The following is a 19,623-nucleotide window of genomic DNA, read 5'->3' on the forward strand; positions in this document are numbered from 1 at the left end:
TGCATGGGGGGCGCGGATGCGCCGCGGTGTGCAACAGTCCATCATGAGAGGGTGTATGGGGGCGCAGATGCGCCCCCATACACCCTCTCAAAACCAATGCGGACGCGCGTGTGGGGGCGCTCATGCACCTGACAGGAGTAAGTCACGCCATAAAAAAACAGGTAGCATACGCTACCTGTTTTTTTATGGCGCCGGCATCGATCTTTTGCTAGCTAACCATATCCGCCAGTTGCTCCCATTCTTGCAGTAATTCATCTACACGCGCTCGCGCCTGTTCATAGTCCGCTGAAAGCCGGGTTAACCCCTCGGCGTCAGCTTGCAGAGCGGCCTGCGAAAGTGCATCTTCCAGGCTTTTTACCCTCGCCTCAGCTTTCTCAACATCTTTCTCAACGTCTTCCAGAGTGCGGGCTTTAACTTTCCCATTCTTCTTGCCGCTGGTTTTAGCGGGCGCAGCAGCCTTAACAGGGGCGACCTTGACAGGTGCCTTAGAACCGGATGCATTCAATACTATCTGCTGATGACGGGTCCGGTATTCGGTATAATTACCCACGTAAGGATAAAGTACCCTATCTTCAATGGCCCAGACTTTCGTAGCCAGACTATCAATAAAGTAACGGTCGTGAGAGACAAAGAGCAGCGTACCTTCAAACTCACTCAGGACCTCTTCCAGGAACTGCCGCGACAGGAGGTCCAGGTGGTTGGTCGGCTCGTCGAGTACCATCAGGTTTGGCCCCTGCAAGGTCAGTTTGGCCAGAGCGACTCGGCTTCTTTCACCACCACTGAGGCTGCCAATTGACTTGAATACATCGTCGCCGGAGAAGAGGAAACGCCCGAGAAAGCTGCGAGCACCTTCTTCGCTTAATACACTGACCTGACGGATCTCATCGACAATGCTGCGCTCCATGTTTAAGCCAGCATGCGTTTGAGAGTAGTAGCCGATGCGCACGCCATGCCCAATGTGGACCTGCCCGCTCAATGGCGGCAACTCGCCAATCAAGGTACGCAGCAGAGTCGTTTTCCCCGTACCATTCGGTCCGATCAGACCAACCCGATCACCTCGCAACATTTCTAGATCGGCTACCTGAACAAGGACGTTGGCATCATGCTCTCCAGATTGGCCGGCTTTTGCGCCCATACCATAGCCAACGGCTAGTTTCTGCGTCGAAATGACGACCAGGCCGCTGTCGGCCACCGGTGTGAACTCAAAGTTTAGTTCCGGCATATCCTGTGGACGGGCGACGCGCTCCATGCGATCCAGTAAAGTTTGCCGACCGCGCGCCTCCCGGCTACGCTGACCCGCTTTATAGCGCCGGATGAACTCTTCAGTATGCGCAATGTATGCCTGCTGTGCCTCGTACTCACGTCGCCGGCGCTCCATGCGTTCCTCGCGCAGCGAGAGGTATTTGGTATAGTTGCCCGGATATTCTTCGATCCGCTCAAAGGCGAGCTCGATAGTACGCGATACCACTTTATCCAGAAAGTAGCGGTCGTGTGCCACAATGACCATGGCACCTTTCCAGGAGGTCAGGTAGGTTTCGAGCCATTCCAGGGTAGCCAGGTCCAGGTGATTGGTGGGCTCGTCGAGTAGTAACACTTCCGGCTCCTGTAGCAGGAGCTTCCCCAGTGCGGCGCGTGTCTGCTGTCCACCACTTAATTGTAAGATGGGTGCGGACTGCTGTTCACGCGTGAACTCAAGGCCGTCGAGCACCTGGTCAACCCGATTTTCATAGGTATAGCCGCCAGCATGTTCATAACGCGCCTGCAGTTGATCATAACGCTGCATTAACAACTGGTGCTGATCCGTCTCCGGCTGTGTTGAGGACATCTCGATAGCCAGTTCACCCAATTCCTGCTCCCACTGACGCAGTTCTGCAAAAACGGAGATCATCTCTTCACGTAAGCTATTTTCCGGTCGAAAATCCGTCACCTGCGTGAGGTATCCAATACGAGTGTTACGAGCAATAGCAATCGAGCCTTCATCAGGTTCTTCCCGTCCAGCCAGAATGTTGAGCAGAGTAGACTTTCCAGCTCCATTGGGTCCGACAAGGCCGATCCGGTCTTGAGGATCAATTTGAAAATTGAGACCAGAAAATATTCTTTCCGCCCCAAATGATTTTCCTAAATTTACGACACTGATTACTGGCATATGTCTTCACCCAAATTCAAAACCATTGTTTTATCATATACGTTTTGAGCTAGCGTATCATATCAGCCCTCCCTACGCAAGAGTTCATGCGGGGTGCGTCCCATTGCCACCCGGCGCATAACCTGATCGTATACAATGGCTAGTATCATTTAGTGTTAATATAATGGGATGTAACCCATTGTATTCAATCTCATAGGTTAGACGGCAATCGATAAAAGGTTGGCTGAACTTATGCGATTATGATATACTTATGAAACAAATCCTTCTGCTAAGAGAAAGGATGCTGAGGTGGCGAAAGAGCAGTCTCTGGATAATCTGTGGTTGGCACAGATCCTATTTGATCTGGGTGGAGTACAATTTGGCAATTTTACAGTGAGTGAATCCGCTGTAAGCTCGCCCATTTTCGTAAATCCCAAAGTTTTAATTAGTAATCCAACCGCGCTACGTGTTGCAAGCAAGTTAATGCAACAAGAAATCAATTTAGCCCAATCATTACGTCGTCCACGTGTTCACCCCTTCTCCGTTATCGCGGGGGTTCCAGTCGGTGGACTCTTATTGGCCACAGCCTACTCATTAGAAACCAATATTCCCTTGATCTATGCACGCAGTCGCCCTGAAGGCACCGGCAAGCGGGGAATAGAAGGTCATTTTACTCAAGGTGATACGGCTATTATCATCGACGATCTTATCACTCGTGGTGGCAGTATCCTCGAAACAACATCACTCCTTGAGGAAAATGGTCTGAAAGTAAAAGATGTCATCGTTCTTATTGACCGCGAACATGGCGCCGCCGAGCGTTTACGCCGTCATGGATATAATCTGATAAGCATCTTGAAGCTTGACATAATGCTGACTCACTATATGTCGAAGGGCTTGATTACAGAAGAGACCTATCGCACATGTGCTGAGTATCTGCGTTCCAAACAGGGTGAGCCAAATACCGGCACTCTCGGTTTGTAATCTACTTCAAACGAGAGGGCAGGCGCGGTCAGCGAATTGCTGACCGCGCCTGCCCTCTCGTTTTGGACCTCTGACCATGATGAGGTGATTGCAATCGGCGCACGCTACGATTGCCCCGCTGAAATCGCGTCCCAGTTAATTGGCAACCCCTCCATTTGCATGATGCGTAACGCATTACGCGTAGGACTGGGCCCCTCACGTAGCAGATACTCAAAAACCATATGTCCATCAATGATATTCTCACGGAAATGGGCATTTTTGATAATCGGGAACAGATCCGCAAGTTTGACCAGTTCAAGATCGTGAGTCGAGATAGCGCCGCTACACTTCTTTTCAACCAGGGCTCGTATATATGCTTCGCTGCCAATGAGGCGCTCGTAGTTATTGGTCCCCTTAAAGATCTCGTCAATTAAGAAAAAGATGGGATAGCGTAGGCCCTCATCAATGGCATCTAGCAATCCCTTCAGACGCCGTACCTCGGCATAAAAGTATGAGTAACCGTCGGCCAGTGAGTCGGTGACACGTATACAGGCATAGATCTCAAACAATGAGAGGCGTAACGCACTGGCATTCACCACGCTACCCGCGTAGGCAAGACACATGTTAACGCCTAAAGTTCGTAAAAAGGTACTTTTTCCTGCCATATTGGAGCCGGTAATCAGCAAGATTTCACCATCTTCTTCCAGTTGGAAATCATTGGCCACTTTGTGCTCTTTCCCGATCATTGGATGACCCAGCGCTCTGGCCTGAAAAACGGTGGCCTTGCTGTTCTTTTTGTCCACCACAATCTCTGGGAAGACATACTCTGGATTGAGATAGGCGAAGTTGGCCAGCGAGCAGGTTGCCTCCAGTTCGTACCAGACATCGAGCCAGATAGGTAGATACTGCGCGATCAGCGCTTTACACTGATCCAGTCGATAAGCGGTAATAGCTCCGATGGGGAGAATGGCGTTCGCAATAGCCCACGCTTCCGGACTACGTGCCAGGGTAGCCAGGCTGGTGATCCGTTCCAATTGCTTTAAAAGCAGCGAGGGACGCCGATCTCCATGCTCAAAAAATGGGGCGCACAGGGCACGCAACTCCGATTGTCGGGCATAGGGATATCTTTCGAGGTAGTTGAAAATGAATTGCAGTTGTCCGAAGGCGACGCGCTGCGCATGCGTATCCTCGGACAGGTGGCCCTGCTCCTTCCTGGTCATCAGATACCAGACAAAGGAAGCAATCAGGGTCAGCGCACAAAACAGGGGCGAGATATGCACAAAAACGAACAGGAGCACCGATAGATAAAATAAGACTGCCAGTCCACAGGCCACCAGCAGCGAGGGGAGGGTCTGTTTGGACTCGGCCTGCGCCTCCAGCCAGTCTAACAGGCGATCTCCATCGACCGGACCACTGGTAAAACGCGTTGCGAACGTTGAATACAGGAGCAACTTATCACGAAAGCGGGTTAGTGGGGTCAACTCGCGTACCAGCGCCTGCCGCTCGTGAATGATGTCAGGGTCTGGCTCAAGCTCCAATAACCAATCACGTAAACGCAGCGTTCCCTCTAAGGAGACGGCCGTATTGAGTAAGCGGTGTAAAGAACGTTCTCCACTGATATCCAGGTCAACCTCAAAGGGATGGTCGATTTCTTGCTCCTCGCGCGGGGGCACCGGCGGCATGCCGTCCCAATCGAGATTTAAGCGCGCTTGCTGGGCCTCTAAGATGCGCAACCAGACCTGGTAACGCAGGACGCTTTGATTGACATTGGGCTGAAAACGCGCCAGGAGATAAAAGCCCAGACAGGTTGCCAGCAAAAAAAGAAAGCCCAGCCAGTGTACAGTGGCCAGACCAACAATGGTCAGGAAGATCCCCCCACCAATAACGCCCAGGGTTCTCACTTTATTATTCTGGTCGAGTTGCTGCGTTTGCGCCAGGCGCCACTGGACATGCCCGATCTGACGCGCAAGAAGCTCTTGCTTTGAGAACTGTGATTCCATATCCGAATCCTTAGAGGTTATTGTGAAGAAAGTACTTCACAGACCAAAAACAAAAAAATGCATTCTACAATAGATATATGTTTTTCCAGCCATCCGGTTGCAGTTCGACAGCGGGCTACAGGGCACTCAACAGTCCATGAATAAAGCCTGTGCTCACCGAGAGCCAATCAAATGATCGTGTCCAGGCAACCCAATCCTGCTGCCTGGGCCAACCCGGTCGATAGCGCTGCACCATATCCTTTGGCATCACAATCGCCCATTTACTTCCTTCTCCAAGCCCCCCCGGCGTAATCCGTACGGAAATATTAAAAACCGTCTCGTCGTGCAGGTGCTGCTTCCAGTCTGGCATCTTCTTGAGCAATGGTTCATGCCGCCATTGGCTAAAGAGAACCGGGCGATCTTCCCCCTGGGAGGAGCGCTGCAGTGTCAATACCTGCCCGACAACCGCGCTACGCTCCCACTCGGGAAAGCGCAATGAGACGCTATAACGATACTCATTCAGACCACTTGCGGCAATAAACGCAGCCAGGTTTTCAGGCTGACAGCGTTTTTCGGTATCGCTTTGCCAGATCTTCACCATGGCGTCCAGACGCTTTTTTTTGTCTTCGTCACTTAAGCGAGCCAATGAGCCAGTATCGGGCGGGTATCCTTCGGTTCCCATTGCAGATATACCTTTCGTCATGTTGATCTAATCCAGTTGGGCCCTTCATGGCTGTACATTCAGCGTGAGCCAGGCCTTCCAGAGCGATGGGCAGCTCTGTTTTAGCCAGTCACAAAGATCCGCGGGCAGCGCGGACCTGAAATGGCAGGTATCATTTTGAGGATAACGCCGCAGGGCCAGGCTATACGCATGCAGAAACTGCCGCGTCAAGGGAGGCGTGTACGCGGGCACATGGTCGGGCGGCGCATACATTTGATCGCCAACGATGGCCATCCCGGCGGCGGCCAGGTGAGCCCGAATCTGGTGGGTGCGCCCCGTGATAGGCTGTACTTCCAGAAACGCGAACGGCTCATCTACCGCCAGTACCCTCACCGACGTACGTGCAGCCTGCCCCTCCGGGCCAACAATACAGCGCCGGCGCTCGTCCGGATCACGCTGTAAGGGCCCATCCAGCAGGAATGCATCGCTATCTGTGGCGGCATAGAAACTTGTGCCATCAACCGCTGTCTCCTGACCATCTGCTGAATGCCTGGTAATGGTAAATGTAGCCCCTGGCTGTGCCCACCCACAGGCGCCGCGCGCAATAACCGCCAGGTAGCGCTTCTCGATGGTGTGATCATGAAATTGCTTGATCAGGTGCCGTCGCGATCGCTCGGTTCGTGCCAGGGCGACAATGCCCGATGTATCTTTGTCCAGGCGATGCACCAGGCATGGCCGGGGAAGCAGACCATCTTCTTTCCACAGGCGTTCACGGCGTTTCTCACGCAGCATATCCCTGATGGCAGGCGGCGCCCCGGCCCACTTGGGATCATCAGGCAGGAGTGGCGGCTGCCAATCATCTCTCTCCTGCTTCTCTAAATAAGCCAGCACAGCATCCCACATCGTGCCATCTGAGTGCTTATATGTGGGGTGAATAACCAGCCCGGCCGGTTTATTCACGATCAGGAGGTAATGATCTTGATAAATAAGTGAGACGTCAGCAGTTTCCATGCCGTGAGTATAGGTCTTTCTCTGTCAGACGTCAATATCGCTACACAAAAAGAGAGCCGCACTCCCTTTCCATCACATCGATAGAGAGGCATAACATGACAAAAAATGGTGTAAAATGGCTTGTAGTGCGGTTTTAAGAGGATAAGGGATTGTGTAGCTGTGATAGAATGGTAACAACATATTTGCTTGGAATAGAACCAGACAGGCAGATAAAGAGGGATGGACATGTCACAAATACACTATCATAATCAGCCAGAATTGCGTGAACCGATTGTCGTGGTAGCCTTTGGAGGCTGGAACGACGCCGCCGATTCAGCAACGACAGCCATAAAATTTCTTATCGATCGCTGGCTACCAGAAAAAATCGCCGAGATAGATGCCGAAGACTTTTTTGTGTTTACTGAAACACGCCCAACTATTAAGTATGCCGATGGAAACCAGCGTAGCATTACCTGGCCAGCCAATCAGTTCTTTGCTCATACTGACCCGGACCTCAACCGTGATGTGATCCTCTTTCTTGGTACGGAGCCGCAACTGAAATGGAAAACGTTTTGTACGGCATTCCTGGATGTATGTAAAAAGTTTCATGTGTCCGAGGTAGTGTTTTTGGGTGCATTGCTCGCCGATGTCCCCCACTCCATTACCGTTCCCATTACCGGGGCTTCAACGGATAATGATGTCATGGAGCGACTCCACGAGATGGATGTCAATAATTCGCGCTACGAGGGTCCAACCGGCGTGATTGGCGTGCTCCACGATGCCTGTCATCGCGCGCACATCTCCTCGGCTACACTGTGGGCCGCCGCTCCTCACTACCTGGCAGCAACCCCAAACATAAAGGTAACGGCGGCGCTCCTTACCTATCTCAATCAGTTCCTCTCCTTCGGACTGGATCTACATGAGATCCAGTCGGAGGCCGTACGCTTCGAAGAACAGGTGACCGCGCTGGTCGCCAAAGATCCTGAGGCGCGTGAATATGTACGCCGGCTGGAAGAACAGATCGCCAATGGGGTGGATCTGGATGACGGCGATGAGAATGACGATGAGGATTTGCTGGTAGACCCTGATCACACACTAAATAGCGGTCCGCTACCCAGCGCTGATAGCCTTATTCGCGATGTGGAGGAGCTCCTACGCGAACAACGCGGGAACGGACAATCCCAACAATCTGACGATGAAGAGGAGAGTGAATGAGTATTTCACCCTATCCATTAGAAGAGGTTTTGCAGCCGCGCTCAGTAGCGATACTGGGCGCATCTCGTGCCCCACAGAAATGGGGACATGTTGCGGCCAGACAGTTGATCGCCGGAGGATTCGCCGGCGATATTTATTTGATTAATCCATCGGTCTCCGAGATCCTGGACAGGCCAACCTATCCCAGCTTGCGCGATGTTCCAGGACATGTCGACCTGGCTGTGATCGCGACGTCGTTCAATCACGTTGAGAAGGGGATCGACGATTGTATTGCCCATGGCGTAAAAGGGATCGTTATTATTACCGCAGGCTTCAGCGAGACAGGCCCCGAAGGCCGCGAACTGGAGCAACAGATCGTCGCCCGCTGCCGTGAACACGGTATCCGTATTATTGGCAGTAATTGCATGGGCCTGTATGTCCATCACTCCAAATTGAATGCCCTGGGTATGGTCTTTCCCCTGCCGGTAGGCCCTATCGGGTTGGTCTCTCAAAGCGGAAATCTGGGTATGTACTGGTACGCCCAGGCTCACCTGGATGGACTTGGCTTCAACACCTTTCTCAGCGTAGGAAACGCCGCCGATGTGTCGTTCCCGGAATGCATGCAGTACCTGGCACGCGATTCACAGACAACGGTTATCGCCGGCTACGTCGAGGCCATTCAGGAGGAGACGCTACGCCAGGTGACCAGAGAGATGTATGCCAACGGCAGCTATAAACCGACGGTGATCTTTTTAAGCGGTGCCACCGAGGTTGGCGTGCGTTCAGCCTTAGCCCATACCGGGACCAGGGGAACCGTTCGGCCGGATAATGATACCAGCCTGCTTGGCAGCGGCGTTGTGCGTGTCTTGCGCTCGGACGAGCTTTTCCCTGTGGCACAGGCTCTGGCCCTGCAGCCACCTACCCCTAAGGGGGGACGGCGTATCGCCATCGTCGGTGATGGTGGCGGAAGCTCGGTCGCGACCGGAGATGCGGCGGCCCGCGCCGGTATGGAGGTGGAGATTCTCTGCGAGGAGACACAGGATAAATTGCGTCAGTTAATGCCTGCCCGAGCCACCCCAACCAATCCCATCGATGTCGCCGGGGCAACCGACGAGGATCCCCTGTCATTCGCCACGATTACAGAGGTGTGCCTGCAAGATCCGACCGTAGATGGCGTTATCATTACCGGTCTCTTTGGTGGCTATAAGATGCTGCTCTCTGAGGATTTCGGGGCTCGCGAAGAAGAGGCAGCCCGTATGCTGGGTCAGATGGTCAGGAAATACAAAAAACCAGTTCTGGTCCAGACAGTTTATGCGCGTCACGATATCCCGGCCCTCAAGCTCTTGCGCGAAGAAAACATCCCCTACTACGAATCAGTGGAGATCACCTGCCGAGCCATGGCGGCGCTGGCAGAGGTAGGCCAGTTTCTGGAGACGGCACAGGAATACTAAACCCTGGCAGACAGGTTTTATGCGTTGATGCGGCAGAGGCGCAAATGCGCCTCTGCCGCATCAACGCATAAAAGCGTGAGCGCACCCTAAAATATTTGCTGCAGCCGTTGAACCTGGGTATAAGCCTCCAGTACGGTACGCTCAATCAGTTCCTGCGCGGTTGGAATATCGTGGATCAGTCCAATCATCTGACCAGCCCATACGAAACCTTCATCCAGCTTCCCTTCAAGCGAAGCTCGGGTATTTACTTCGCCTCGAATATGCGGTAACAGGCGCTGTAAGCGCTCTTCAGGTGTGGCCTGGGAACGTTCCAGTTCCTGCTCTATCTGCAGGATGGCATCCGGTATTGGTCCCTTGAGCACACGCGCGGGTCGGCCTATAGCCCGCTCGATCACCATGGTATCCGTTTCCTTTGCCTCCACCAGGGCCTGCTGATAGGCCCGATGAGCATTGCTCTCACGTACAGCAACAAAGCGGGTCCCCAGTTCAATGCCATCAGCTCCCAGCGCCAGGGCGGCGGCCAGACCACGTCCATCGGCCAGGCCGCCGCTGGCCAGAACGGGTATGCGTACCGAGTCCAGGATGCGTGGTACCAGGACCATGGTACCGATATCATCTCTGCCCAGGTGCCCACCGCCCTCGAAACCTACCGCGATCACGGCGTCGGCCCCCAGGCTCTCAGCCTTCTGGGCCGCTCTAACACCAGCCACCAGCACCATTGTGCGTACGTCGACGCCGCTTTGCTGAATGCTGCGCAGCAGCTTTTCGGGATTGCCTCCCGTAATACTGATAGCCGCCGGCGCCTCTTCCAGAGCCACTTCTAAAAACCCATCCAGCGGAACATGGCCAATAGGGAAATTAACCCCAAAGGGCTTATCCGTCAGTCTTTTGACCTTCTGCATATCGGCACGCAGATCTTCCGGTGTGGCAAAACAGGCGCATCCAAGCTGGCCCAGACCACCGGCATTGGAGACGGCGGCGGCCAGGTCGGCATATGAAAGGTGAGATAGCCCTCCCTGCACGATCGGATAGCGAATATTCAGCAATTCGGTGAAACGCGTATGCATCTTTGCGGGTAGCGTTGACATAGACCCGTACTCTCTTTCCTCGCTTAAATATGTATGCCTGGACATGGAGCATGTACCAGGCATACTATTCCTTAAAAAGGATAATGTACATATCTAAGCTACATCATACCGTACCGGGCGCTAGAGGACAACTGTAACCTTGCGCCGCTTCCCTCCTCGTAGAAAGGTAATAATAGCTTTCTCGCCCGCCTTATGGCGACGGATCAGCCGTTGCAGGTCACGGGGCTCACTGACGACCTCTCCATCGGCGGCGATGATGATATCCTGCCGCTTCAGCTCAGCCTGTTCAGCAGGAGTATGAGAACGGATCTCAACAATCTCCATCCCTGCTGGCTGCGCCAGCCCAAGGGTGCGCCGTATCTGCTCATCAAGGGATACGCGCATGCCACCCACGCCCAGCGAGACGCCTGTGATCGTAGCCTGGCGTTTTTGTGCCAGCCGGGCCAGCACCGTCTTAATCGTGTCCAGTGGGATAGAGAAGCCAAGCCCCTGCGCCATCGGCAACATGGCCGTGGTAATGCCTACCACACGACCGGCGCTATCCAGTAGCGGCCCTCCAGAGTTACCGGGATTGATTGAAGTGTCCGTCTGTATCAGGTTCACCATTTTTTGGAGCCGGGTGCATCCAGGGTGCGCCCCAGGGCGCTAACGACCCCGGCGGTTACAGTCCAGTTCAACCCATAAGGGTTGCCCACGGCGATCACCAGCTGACCGACACGCAGCGGTTGACGGCCCAGTTCAGCCACCGGGAGATGATCCGCGCCAATGCGTACTACAGCCACATCTACCTCGGGATCACTGCCTACCAGGCCAGCAGGGAATTTGCGTCCATCCGCCAGCGTGACAAAGATCCGCCTGGCCTTTTCAACGACGTGTGCATTGGTGAGAATCTGTCCATCGGAGGAAAAAATGAAGCCAGATCCAAGTCCAGCCCCAGGAGGTGGCGCGTAGCGTCCATAACGAGGCGCCATGTCACGCTCGATATCTATACGTACAACAGCCGGGCCCACTCGCTCGGCAGCGGCGGTTACAGCGTTGGAATATGCATCCATAGCCAGCGCGTCTCGCTCATATGTACTCATGCTATGCTAACTTTCTGTGGAACCCAATGGAGTTGGGTGCGTGCGAGGCAATCACTCATCAAGTTTGATATCTATTGTATCATATTTTGTGACAACAATAGACGCGGCTGCTTTATTTAAGCCTGGAAACATGGCAAGAGGAAAACCATCTTGTCAAACATTGTGGTTAGCATAGAGAAGTCCTGCTCTCAGGATAGAGATCCTTACCCCACCCGGCCCCATGTCATGCCATTTCTTAAGCCAGAGCATTAGTTCTCGCGAACGCTTAATGCGCTGCTGATCGCCGAAATCAACTCCTGGAACGTGAATGGCTTTTCAATAAAGCTTGCTTGCGGTGCAATACTGAGCGCGCTTGCAACTTCAGACGAGGCTGCAGCGGTACAGAAAATCAGCGGTAAAGATTGGGTGCGCGGATTGGCACGTAGGAAACGCAAAACATCAATGCCAGTCATATCAGGTAAATGCAAATCTAAAATCAACACCTCAACCGGCAGGAGAGCCAGAGGTCGAGATGCTACAGAGTGATACGCGACAGCTGATCTACCTGCTCTTTCGGGCAGAAGTGCATCTAAACATTCACGAGGATGTTCATACACAATAACATGGTGACCAGCATATTGTAACATTGTTGCACAAAGCTTTGCGATACGTGCATTATCTTCAAGTAGACCTACCTGGGCCATAGAATATCAATAGTCCTTATCTGATGGCAACTTCGTCCAAATTGTAATGTTTCTATACACGTATGTCAAGAAAATCCATTCTTTTGCCCCATCTCGGCTAGTTGCTCATCCATTTACAAGAAATTTTAATAGCACTCCCGTTATCCTCCCTCGACGCTTTAATGAACTTAGTGTACAATCTAGGCAATACTTTTGATTTTCAAATAAACGGAACAACGCATGAGTGATAATGAAATAGTACGCAAACACCCGATTAGCGTCGTGCGCTTTGGCATGGGTAAAGAGATCCAACTCTATTACGATGAACTTGTCGTCACCGGGATCGAACAAGACCAGGAATTACGTGTACAGTTGGATGCCATGCGGCGCCTGACATTGGTTCCCGGCGAACCAACACCCTCCAAACTCGTCTTGATGGCTGATATGGATGACGGCGAAACGATTATTCTCGCTGAAGGTATGACGAATGCCAAAGACTTTCGTGAAATGCTGCCCAAAATTACAGAGCTTTGCCCTGATCTACAACTCGATCCACCCGATATGGCTGAACAACTGCGGCAAGCTCTCAACAATAAGCGGGCCTGGAATATTACGTGCTATGTCGCCTGTATCATGGTTTGCGTCCTGATCTATGCCCTCTATCTGCTGGTCGCTTTTCTGGGCTCCCTCCACCATTAGTACTGGAAATGAGATGTTACTGCTCTGATGGGGCTTCGGACTCTGATGTCGTGGACCCCTCTTTGGGAGTCGGAGTGGATAACGCGTTCATGCGGCGCTTACGTCTCCCCTGGGCAAAATAATAAAGTAACGCGAAGAAGCCGATAAAGAGTATAATGGGGAAGATATTTGAACCTGCACCTCCACTATTGCCCGGATAAAGATAAATGTCGTTTACGGCCGCCAGCAACTGGGCATAGTGGTCTCCCCCCAGCGCAAGAGCATTGACGGTGGTAATTTTTGGCAAACCAGGAGCAACGGCGCGCCAGGTCTGCCCTTGATCATCACTCTGCAGAGCCCCGGCCCCGGTACCAATATAGATGGTTCTGGCATCCCCCGAACGGAAATCCAGCACAATAGATGTGACAGGCACCACCGAGAGGCTATCTTTTCCATGGGCCCAATGGGCTCCGTTATCGGATGAGATAAAGAAACCTTGCTCGCTACCGGCGTAGATCAAACCCTGCTCTCCCCCCGTGAGGGTGGCAGGCACCACCGCGTTGATGGCGACGTGCGCGGGTAAGCCAGCATTGAGCGCTGTCCAGTTGGCACCCTGGTCAGCAGTACGATACATGCCAGTTGAAGTGGCTGCCCAGAGTTGATGCTGATCAGAATCGTAGGTCAGGCCATTTACAACGGTCTCAGGTGGAAACGTTTTAGCAACACTGGTCCAGCTATTTCCCCCATCAGAGCTCATGAAAATTCCATGTCCGGCTGTTCCTACATAGATATGGTTCGCTGCCTTCAGATCAAAGGCCAGTGCCGTATATTTATATCCTTTATTGGCGGGCAATGTCTGACTGGCAACAGCATTCCATGTCTGCCCACTATTAGCACTTGACCATAAACCACTATCGCTAGCAACGTATAATTGTTTTCCAGCCTTATCAAAGTTCAGAGCATTAATAGCCGCCAGGTGTGGAATATCGGCTTTGGTACGCGCCCAGTGTTCACCACTATCTGCAGTGACAAAAATAGCGCCCTGCTCACTACCAGCGAATATCTTCTGGGGATTGTTGGGATCCGTAGTCAAGGCTCGAAAGCGATAGCCATTGATGCCACCAGGCTGCCAGTTACCACCAGCACTTAAAATGCCAGAGCCGGTACCACAGGCGGCCAGCAGCAGTAATAATCCAAGGCATAGGATGCCCAGCGCAAGAAAGCGCGGAATACGAAATTGTGTTAACGGGTAATACATAGCATCCTCTTCTGCAGCGAATATCTGGTTGCAATGATAGCACACCTCCAAGGATTTGTGCCATACCACCCCACCATCATATCCGTGCAAAGAGAACGTGTCCCCACTCATAGGTGACGAGCTCGCCTTGGCTTCCCCGTACCGGGACGCGTACGCTTCCTTCAACGCGAGGCCGTTCCCCGGAACGCGTGCCATAACACAACGTTCGCAGAGAAGAGATCATCGTTGATGAAACGTACGCGCCCGGGTACAGAGCCGCTTCGCGGCAAGCACCCGCAAGGAGCGTACCTACTAGTTGGTGCGGCGAATAATGCGGCGTACCGCTACCACCGTCTCTTCAATCTCATATCCCTTTGGCAGGCGAGTTGTTTTACTGTTTTGTGGAAATACCAGGTCTTTCATCTCTCCAAGGGCTGGCAGGCCACGCTCTACACTGCGCTTTGGCTGTAAACGGGCCAGCAGGTTGCGCCGTAATAACTCAATTCCTACGCCAACGGCCACCGCCCCTACACTTGCGGCAACGTTACGAGGCAAGGGAGAATTATAGAGTAAAGCGGGCAGATTGGTCTGTATGGGAATGATACTGGTCGCTTTCTTTGTCAGGTCAGCTCCGCATTGCTGGCAGTACAGGTCATCTTCGGTATATTTTGCATGACAATTAGGACACTGCATAAGTCGTATTCCTCCAGAGCATATGGTTTACTAGTCTGTTGTTCGTATGTTGCCGCCTTTAATCTGCACACGCGAGAAGAAACATTTCCTCCACTCATAATAGAGAAGAGTGGAGCAATACAGGACGCACTGATCAAAATATGTTCGTAATCAATGATAACGGAGGACCTTTTCTGTAAGCCTGTATACTTTACTTTTTGAGTGCTCGTGCGACAATACATTTTCAATTCTTAATATGCTTGTACAATACTCCAGATAACGTTACCATGTGAGGAGTTACTGGAGGCGATGGTGATAAGTCTGGCCCTCTCTTTAAGGTACGTTTCCTCTGCCTACATTAGCTACATTATACTACTTCATAGCTCCTAAGTCCCGCAATTTAAGCCTTGCGGGAAGATAGTACGCCACACGCCCCCTCACAACCTGTATGCAGGGCATACTGCAGTGTTCACAGAGCCTGTAGAGCGTGATTAACCGAACTACTGTGTAACTTTCCCTGCCATAAAACCGTGTCACCTATAATGACCAATTATGCCAGGCATATTTGCCAACCTCCCATAGACAGGCAGATATGTATTTCCCCTTGCCATCATTTTCGCGATCGAAAAAGAAGGAGATACAACGATTTCATGGCAGAAACACAACGTAACCCTATCTGGCGTGTTAAGCCAGTTGATCTTATTTTAAAACAGGGCGATGAAGGTGAGCGATCTCTGAAACGAACTCTGGGACCGCTGAGTATCACGGCCATGGGTATCGGGGCTATTGTGGGCACCGGTATCTTTGTTTTAACGGGCGTAGCCGCGGCCAAATACGCCGGGCCAGGCTTGATCCTCTCATTTATTGTTGCAGGTATTGCCAGCGGACTGGCGGCGATCTGTTATGCGGAATTCGCCAGTACGGTGCCAATCTCCGGCAGCGCCTATACGTACTCATATGCTACACTGGGCGAATTAATTGCCTGGATCATTGGTTGGGACCTGATATTGGAGTACGCCGTAGGTGCGGCGGCGGTTAGTATTGGCTGGTCAGGTTATTTCACCGATTTCCTCAAGAGCCTGTTTGGCATCACTATTCCCAAGGCTTTGATGGCCTCTCCTTTTTCAGGGGGCATCGTTAATCTACCAGCGATGCTCATTATTCTGCTGATCACCGTGCTGCTGGTTATCGGTACATCTGAAAGTAGCGGCTTTAATAATATTATGGTCGGCATCAAACTGCTGGTCATTCTCTTTTTTATTGTCATTGGTGCCTTTCACGTCCATACGATGAACTGGCAGCCATTTCTCCCCTTTGGAGCAGGTGGGGTATTCAGCGGAGCCAGCATCATCTTCTTTGCTTATATTGGTTTTGACCAGATCTCCACTTCCGCCGAGGAGGCGCGCAACCCTTCCAGGGATCTACCGCTTGGCATCATCCTGAGCCTGACGATCTGCACGCTGTTATATATCCTGGTGACAGCGGTTTTAACCGGCATGGTATCGTATAAACAGCTAAATGTAGCTTCACCGGTATCGCACGCATTGATTCTTATCGGTCTTAATACCGCGGGCTCGATCATTTCAGTTGGAGCCATTTGTGGATTAACCACCGTCTTGCTGGTTCTCCTCTACGGGCAGAGCCGCATCTTCTTTTCCATGGCCCGCGATGGATTGCTCCCAGCCTTTTTCTCGCATGTCCATCCTCGCTTCAAAACTCCTTACCTGTCCAGCGTACTGATCGGCGTTGTGGTAGCGCTCGTCGCGGGCCTGACACCGATTGATATCGTAGCTGAGCTGACCAATATCGGAACCCTGACCGCTTTTGTGCTCGTTTCTGCGGCGGTATTGATCTTGCGGCGCACCCAACCGGATCTGCGTCGCGGCTTCCGCGTTCCATGGGTGCCAGTTATACCGATCCTTTCGATTCTGGCTTCGCTGATCTTGATTGTCAGCCTTCCCCTGGTAACAATCCTGCGCTTCATCATCTGGCTTGTGATCGGGCTCATCGTCTACTTCCTGTACAGCAGGCATACCAGTAAGTTGGAGAAAAACTATGCTGATTAAACGATAGTAGATGCGGCCAGCAATCCGGCTTCATGCTGCAGGAGGCACAGTAAAATCCTGCAGTATGGAGCCGGATTTGATGGAATAAGGCGCTTTTATAGAAACATAATAGCCCGATGATTCGTGTCAGGATCTGAAGTTGTTTTCCATCTGATCCAATCGATCTTCCATCATTTACGCCGTTTAACTGTTTTTTTTCTGCGAGGAATTCACAAACGTGATATATTATTCAGTGGCAAACATATGCGAGACACAACAAGCATACTGAATGCGAAAGGAGAGCCATCGTCCATCAATGTCGAACTGCCTAAACTGGCTCTCTACTTCGTAGGAAGATATTTTCCTGCTTTGTTCGCATTACAATCCAGAGGTTGATTATGTATATCCTCGTGAAAAAATGCGAACATGCGAAATAAAGAAAGGAACGTCTTATCATGGAACTTGGAATGATTGGAATTGGTCGCATGGGCGCCAATATGGCGCAGCGACTGGTACGTGCCGGACACAAAGTTGTCGGCTACGCCCGTACAGCCTCTACCGTTGAGCAGCGCGTCAAGGAAGGCGCGATTTCGAGCGGCGCTACTTCGCTCGAAGATGTGGTGCATCAGTTGAGCACCCCCCGCATCCTCTGGCTGATGGTACCAGCTGCTTCTGTCGATGATACAATCGCTCAGTTACTCCCCCATCTGTCCGAAAACGATATCATTATCGATGGCGGTAACTCCAATTATCAGGATGATATCCGTCGCGCGGCTGAACTGAAAAAGCACAATATCCACTATGTTGACTGCGGCACCAGCGGTGGTGTATGGGGACTGGAGCGCGGCTACTGTGAGATGATCGGTGGCGAAGATGAGACAGTCAAATATCTGGATCCCATTTTTAAAGTGCTGGCCCCTGGTATCGAGGCCGCCTCTCGTACCCCAGATCGTACGACTCAGGGTGGTACGGCTGAGTATGGCTACCTGCACTGCGGCCCTCATGGCGCTGGCCACTTCGTCAAAATGGTACACAACGGCATTGAGTATGGCATCATGGCCGCCTACGCCGAGGGCCTCAACATCCTGCGCCACGCCAATATCGGCAAGACTCAGGGCCTGGTCGACGCTGAGACCGCTCCGGTGCAGAGTCCTGAGCATTATCAATATGATATGGACCTGCCCGAGATCGCTGAACTCTGGCGCCGTGGTAGCGTTATCAGTTCCTGGCTGCTCGATCTGACCGCCCACGCGTTCCAGCAGAGCCGCGACCTCAGCAATTTCTCCGGTCGCGTGTCTGACTCCGGTGAGGGTCGCTGGACGGTGAAAGCCGCCATCGACGAAGGCGTACCGGCACATGTCTTGAGTGCTGCCCTCTACGATCGCTTCGAGTCCCGTAACGAGGCCGAGTTTGCCAACAAAGTTCTGTCGGCTATGCGCTTCGAGTTCGGTGGCCACCACGAGCGCTAAGCATCTGGTGATGCTACTCACCGGCAGATGAACATATGCTTTGTCTGCCATCGCGCCAGCCCGGCCGCTGCTTATACAACAGCAAGGCCGGGCTGGTCTAGTTATAGACCCTAGCTATCACGCCTGCTCCACAACACCTGTACGCTCTGTGCCAGCTGCCCGGCGGCCGCATCGACCTCCTTTTCAGTCGTCCAACGTCCCAATGTCAGCCGTAGCGCTCCCAGGGCGCGTTCGCGCGAGAGCCCCATTGCAGTCAGCACGGCAGATGGTTCAGTATTGCCTTCATGACAGGCTGATCCGGTAGAACTAGCGACCCCCGGCGTCGCCTCAAGGACCGCTTCTCCCAGGACACCATCGATGCTGATGTTCAAGGTATTCGGCAAGCGATCTGTAGGATGCCCGTTCAGGTGGGTGGCATGCGGCAAGCGCTGCTCTAGCTGCTGCTGCAAGCGGTCACGCAGTTGCTGTAGGCGCGCTTTGCTACTCGTAAGCTTCTCACGGGCCTGGGTGGCCGCCGTTCCCAGCGCGACCATAAAGGCCACGTTTTCGGTACCGGCACGCACACCCGATTCCTGCCCTCCGCCATACAGAAGCGGTTCTATCTGGAGTCCACGCCGCACATACAAGGCGCCAATACCTTTGGGCGCGTACAACTTATGGCCGGTCAGTGTTAAAAAGTCGACGCCCAGGCTCTGAATATCCACGGGAACCTTCCCGACGGCCTGTGAGGCGTCTGTATGCAAGAGAACGCGATGCCGACGGGCAATATCGGCCAGTTCGGCGATCGGCTGCATGGTCCCCGTCTCATTGTTGGCATACATGATGGAGATCAGCGTCGTCTGCTCGTCGATGGCCGCTTCTAATTCAACGGGATCGATACGCCCATATTTATCGACCGGCAGATACGTGATGCGAAACCCGTGCAAGCGCGCCAGCGACTTACATACGTTGATGACGGCGGGATGCTCGCTAACCTGGGTAATGATGTGGTTGCCATGAAAGCGGTTGGCCAGGGCGGCCCCCCTGATCGCCAACGCATTACTTTCTGAGCCACAACTGGTAAAAACGATCTCCTCGGGAATACACCCGAGCAACTGCGCCACCTGCTCGCGCGCCGTAGCCATCGCCATACGAGTGACCTGTGCGTATGCATGCGCGCTGGAAGGATTCCCGAAGTAGGTGGAGAGATACGGCAGCATCGCGTCCACCACACCCGGATCAACCGGTGTCGTGGCGTTATAGTCAAGGTAGATCGGACCGTCTTTAAGACCTGGATGAGCCATGATGTTACTCCCCTCCAACGTAGCTGTCCTAAGCGACAGCTTCTTCA

17 protein-coding genes are annotated in these 19,623 nt (G+C 52.7%); 6 read left to right on the forward strand and 11 right to left on the reverse strand.

The features are described 5' to 3' along the window. Positions 1 to 208: 208 nt before the first annotated feature. Positions 209 to 2,146, reverse strand: a complete 1,938-nt coding sequence (locus AABA21_RS14595; RefSeq protein WP_338251271.1) for an ABC-F family ATP-binding cassette domain-containing protein — start codon at positions 2,144 to 2,146, stop codon at positions 209 to 211. A 288-nt stretch (positions 2,147 to 2,434) separates the two neighbouring features. On the opposite strand from AABA21_RS14595, the gene AABA21_RS14600 reads away from it, so the two are divergent. After that, positions 2,435 to 3,106, forward strand: a complete 672-nt coding sequence (locus tag AABA21_RS14600) for an orotate phosphoribosyltransferase (RefSeq protein WP_338251273.1) — start codon at positions 2,435 to 2,437, stop codon at positions 3,104 to 3,106. A gap of 104 nt (positions 3,107 to 3,210) precedes the next feature. Here the strand turns inward: AABA21_RS14600 and AABA21_RS14605 are convergent, their stop codons facing one another. The 3 genes from AABA21_RS14605 to AABA21_RS14615 all read right to left on the reverse strand — a co-directional run bounded on the left by AABA21_RS14605 (position 3,211) and on the right by AABA21_RS14615 (position 6,736). Then, complete coding sequence (locus AABA21_RS14605) at positions 3,211 to 5,085, reverse strand: MutS-related protein (protein WP_338251274.1); 1,875 nt, start codon at positions 5,083 to 5,085, stop codon at positions 3,211 to 3,213. Positions 5,086 to 5,200: 115 nt separating this feature from the next. Further along, on the reverse strand, positions 5,201 to 5,746 hold the full coding sequence (locus AABA21_RS14610) for a hypothetical protein (RefSeq protein ID WP_338251275.1): 546 nt from the start codon (positions 5,744 to 5,746) through the stop codon (positions 5,201 to 5,203). A gap of 45 nt (positions 5,747 to 5,791) precedes the next feature. Continuing rightward, on the reverse strand, positions 5,792 to 6,736 hold the full coding sequence (locus tag AABA21_RS14615; protein WP_338251277.1) for an RluA family pseudouridine synthase: 945 nt from the start codon (positions 6,734 to 6,736) through the stop codon (positions 5,792 to 5,794). Between the two features lie 225 nt (positions 6,737 to 6,961). On the opposite strand from AABA21_RS14615, the gene AABA21_RS14620 reads away from it, so the two are divergent. Then, the gene (locus AABA21_RS14620; RefSeq protein ID WP_338251279.1) at positions 6,962 to 7,930 is read left to right on the forward strand and encodes a PAC2 family protein; all 969 of its coding nucleotides are present in this window, start codon (positions 6,962 to 6,964) and stop codon (positions 7,928 to 7,930) included. Beyond that, the gene (locus AABA21_RS14625) at positions 7,927 to 9,360 is read left to right on the forward strand and encodes an acetate--CoA ligase family protein (RefSeq protein WP_338251281.1); all 1,434 of its coding nucleotides are present in this window, start codon (positions 7,927 to 7,929) and stop codon (positions 9,358 to 9,360) included. The genes AABA21_RS14620 and AABA21_RS14625 overlap by 4 nt, the downstream gene beginning before the upstream one ends. Positions 9,361 to 9,446: 86 nt before the next feature. On the opposite strand, the gene AABA21_RS14630 is transcribed toward AABA21_RS14625, so the two are convergent. The 4 genes from AABA21_RS14630 to AABA21_RS14645 all read right to left on the reverse strand — a co-directional run bounded on the left by AABA21_RS14630 (position 9,447) and on the right by AABA21_RS14645 (position 12,213). After that, positions 9,447 to 10,427, reverse strand: a complete 981-nt coding sequence (locus tag AABA21_RS14630) for an NAD(P)H-dependent flavin oxidoreductase (RefSeq protein ID WP_420917192.1) — start codon at positions 10,425 to 10,427, stop codon at positions 9,447 to 9,449. A gap of 141 nt (positions 10,428 to 10,568) precedes the next feature. Next, positions 10,569 to 11,054: a S1C family serine protease gene (locus tag AABA21_RS14635; protein ID WP_338251285.1), complete on the reverse strand. Its 486-nt coding sequence runs from the start codon at positions 11,052 to 11,054 to the stop codon at positions 10,569 to 10,571. Next, on the reverse strand, positions 11,048 to 11,530 hold the full coding sequence (locus tag AABA21_RS14640) for a S1C family serine protease (protein ID WP_338251287.1): 483 nt from the start codon (positions 11,528 to 11,530) through the stop codon (positions 11,048 to 11,050). Before AABA21_RS14640 ends, AABA21_RS14635 begins: the two co-directional genes overlap by 7 nt. A 248-nt stretch (positions 11,531 to 11,778) precedes the next feature. Further along, a complete protein-coding gene (locus AABA21_RS14645; protein ID WP_338251289.1) occupies positions 11,779 to 12,213 on the reverse strand; it encodes a response regulator in 435 nt (144 codons plus the stop codon). A 219-nt stretch (positions 12,214 to 12,432) separates the two neighbouring features. Between AABA21_RS14645 and AABA21_RS14650 the strand changes: the two genes are divergently transcribed. After that, a complete protein-coding gene (locus AABA21_RS14650) occupies positions 12,433 to 12,891 on the forward strand; it encodes a hypothetical protein (RefSeq protein WP_338251291.1) in 459 nt (152 codons plus the stop codon). Positions 12,892 to 12,907: 16 nt separating this feature from the next. On the opposite strand, the gene AABA21_RS14655 is transcribed toward AABA21_RS14650, so the two are convergent. Further along, positions 12,908 to 14,128, reverse strand: a complete 1,221-nt coding sequence (locus AABA21_RS14655; RefSeq protein WP_338251293.1) for a DUF6242 domain-containing protein — start codon at positions 14,126 to 14,128, stop codon at positions 12,908 to 12,910. Between the two features lie 291 nt (positions 14,129 to 14,419). Further along, positions 14,420 to 14,800, reverse strand: a complete 381-nt coding sequence (locus AABA21_RS14660; protein ID WP_338251295.1) for a zinc ribbon domain-containing protein — start codon at positions 14,798 to 14,800, stop codon at positions 14,420 to 14,422. 629 nt (positions 14,801 to 15,429) lie between these two features. Between AABA21_RS14660 and AABA21_RS14665 the strand changes: the two genes are divergently transcribed. Both AABA21_RS14665 and gnd read left to right on the forward strand, forming a co-directional pair. Further along, the gene (locus AABA21_RS14665; protein WP_338251297.1) at positions 15,430 to 16,845 is read left to right on the forward strand and encodes an amino acid permease; all 1,416 of its coding nucleotides are present in this window, start codon (positions 15,430 to 15,432) and stop codon (positions 16,843 to 16,845) included. A 434-nt stretch (positions 16,846 to 17,279) separates the two neighbouring features. Next, the gene (gnd, locus tag AABA21_RS14670) at positions 17,280 to 18,293 is read left to right on the forward strand and encodes a phosphogluconate dehydrogenase (NAD(+)-dependent, decarboxylating) (protein ID WP_338251299.1); all 1,014 of its coding nucleotides are present in this window, start codon (positions 17,280 to 17,282) and stop codon (positions 18,291 to 18,293) included. A gap of 110 nt (positions 18,294 to 18,403) precedes the next feature. Here the strand turns inward: gnd and AABA21_RS14675 are convergent, their stop codons facing one another. Further along, positions 18,404 to 19,576, reverse strand: a complete 1,173-nt coding sequence (locus AABA21_RS14675) for a cysteine desulfurase family protein (protein ID WP_338251301.1) — start codon at positions 19,574 to 19,576, stop codon at positions 18,404 to 18,406. Positions 19,577 to 19,623: the final 47 nt, after the last annotated feature.

The sequence above is a fragment of the Dictyobacter halimunensis genome (assembly GCF_036245075.1).

Bases quoted from the DNA above. Each gene is read 5' to 3' on its own strand.
- AABA21_RS14665 (WP_338251297.1), top strand. From the start codon at position 15,430: ATGGCAGAAACACAACGTAACCCTATCTGGCGTGTTAAGCCAGTTGAT.
- AABA21_RS14635 (WP_338251285.1), bottom strand. From the start codon at position 11,054: ATGGTGAACCTGATACAGACGGACACTTCAATCAATCCCGGTAACTCT.
- AABA21_RS14640 (WP_338251287.1), bottom strand. From the start codon at position 11,530: ATGAGTACATATGAGCGAGACGCGCTGGCTATGGATGCATATTCCAAC.
- AABA21_RS14645 (WP_338251289.1), bottom strand. From the start codon at position 12,213: ATGGCCCAGGTAGGTCTACTTGAAGATAATGCACGTATCGCAAAGCTT.
- gnd (WP_338251299.1), top strand. From the start codon at position 17,280: ATGGAACTTGGAATGATTGGAATTGGTCGCATGGGCGCCAATATGGCG.
- AABA21_RS14605 (WP_338251274.1), bottom strand. From the start codon at position 5,085: ATGGAATCACAGTTCTCAAAGCAAGAGCTTCTTGCGCGTCAGATCGGG.
- AABA21_RS14615 (WP_338251277.1), bottom strand. From the start codon at position 6,736: ATGGAAACTGCTGACGTCTCACTTATTTATCAAGATCATTACCTCCTG.
- AABA21_RS14610 (WP_338251275.1), bottom strand. From the start codon at position 5,746: ATGGGAACCGAAGGATACCCGCCCGATACTGGCTCATTGGCTCGCTTA.
- AABA21_RS14625 (WP_338251281.1), top strand. From the start codon at position 7,927: ATGAGTATTTCACCCTATCCATTAGAAGAGGTTTTGCAGCCGCGCTCA.
- AABA21_RS14650 (WP_338251291.1), top strand. From the start codon at position 12,433: ATGAGTGATAATGAAATAGTACGCAAACACCCGATTAGCGTCGTGCGC.
- AABA21_RS14660 (WP_338251295.1), bottom strand. From the start codon at position 14,800: ATGCAGTGTCCTAATTGTCATGCAAAATATACCGAAGATGACCTGTAC.
- AABA21_RS14595 (WP_338251271.1), bottom strand. From the start codon at position 2,146: ATGCCAGTAATCAGTGTCGTAAATTTAGGAAAATCATTTGGGGCGGAA.
- AABA21_RS14630 (WP_420917192.1), bottom strand. From the start codon at position 10,427: ATGCATACGCGTTTCACCGAATTGCTGAATATTCGCTATCCGATCGTG.
- AABA21_RS14620 (WP_338251279.1), top strand. From the start codon at position 6,962: ATGTCACAAATACACTATCATAATCAGCCAGAATTGCGTGAACCGATT.
- AABA21_RS14675 (WP_338251301.1), bottom strand. From the start codon at position 19,576: ATGGCTCATCCAGGTCTTAAAGACGGTCCGATCTACCTTGACTATAAC.
- AABA21_RS14655 (WP_338251293.1), bottom strand. From the start codon at position 14,128: ATGTATTACCCGTTAACACAATTTCGTATTCCGCGCTTTCTTGCGCTG.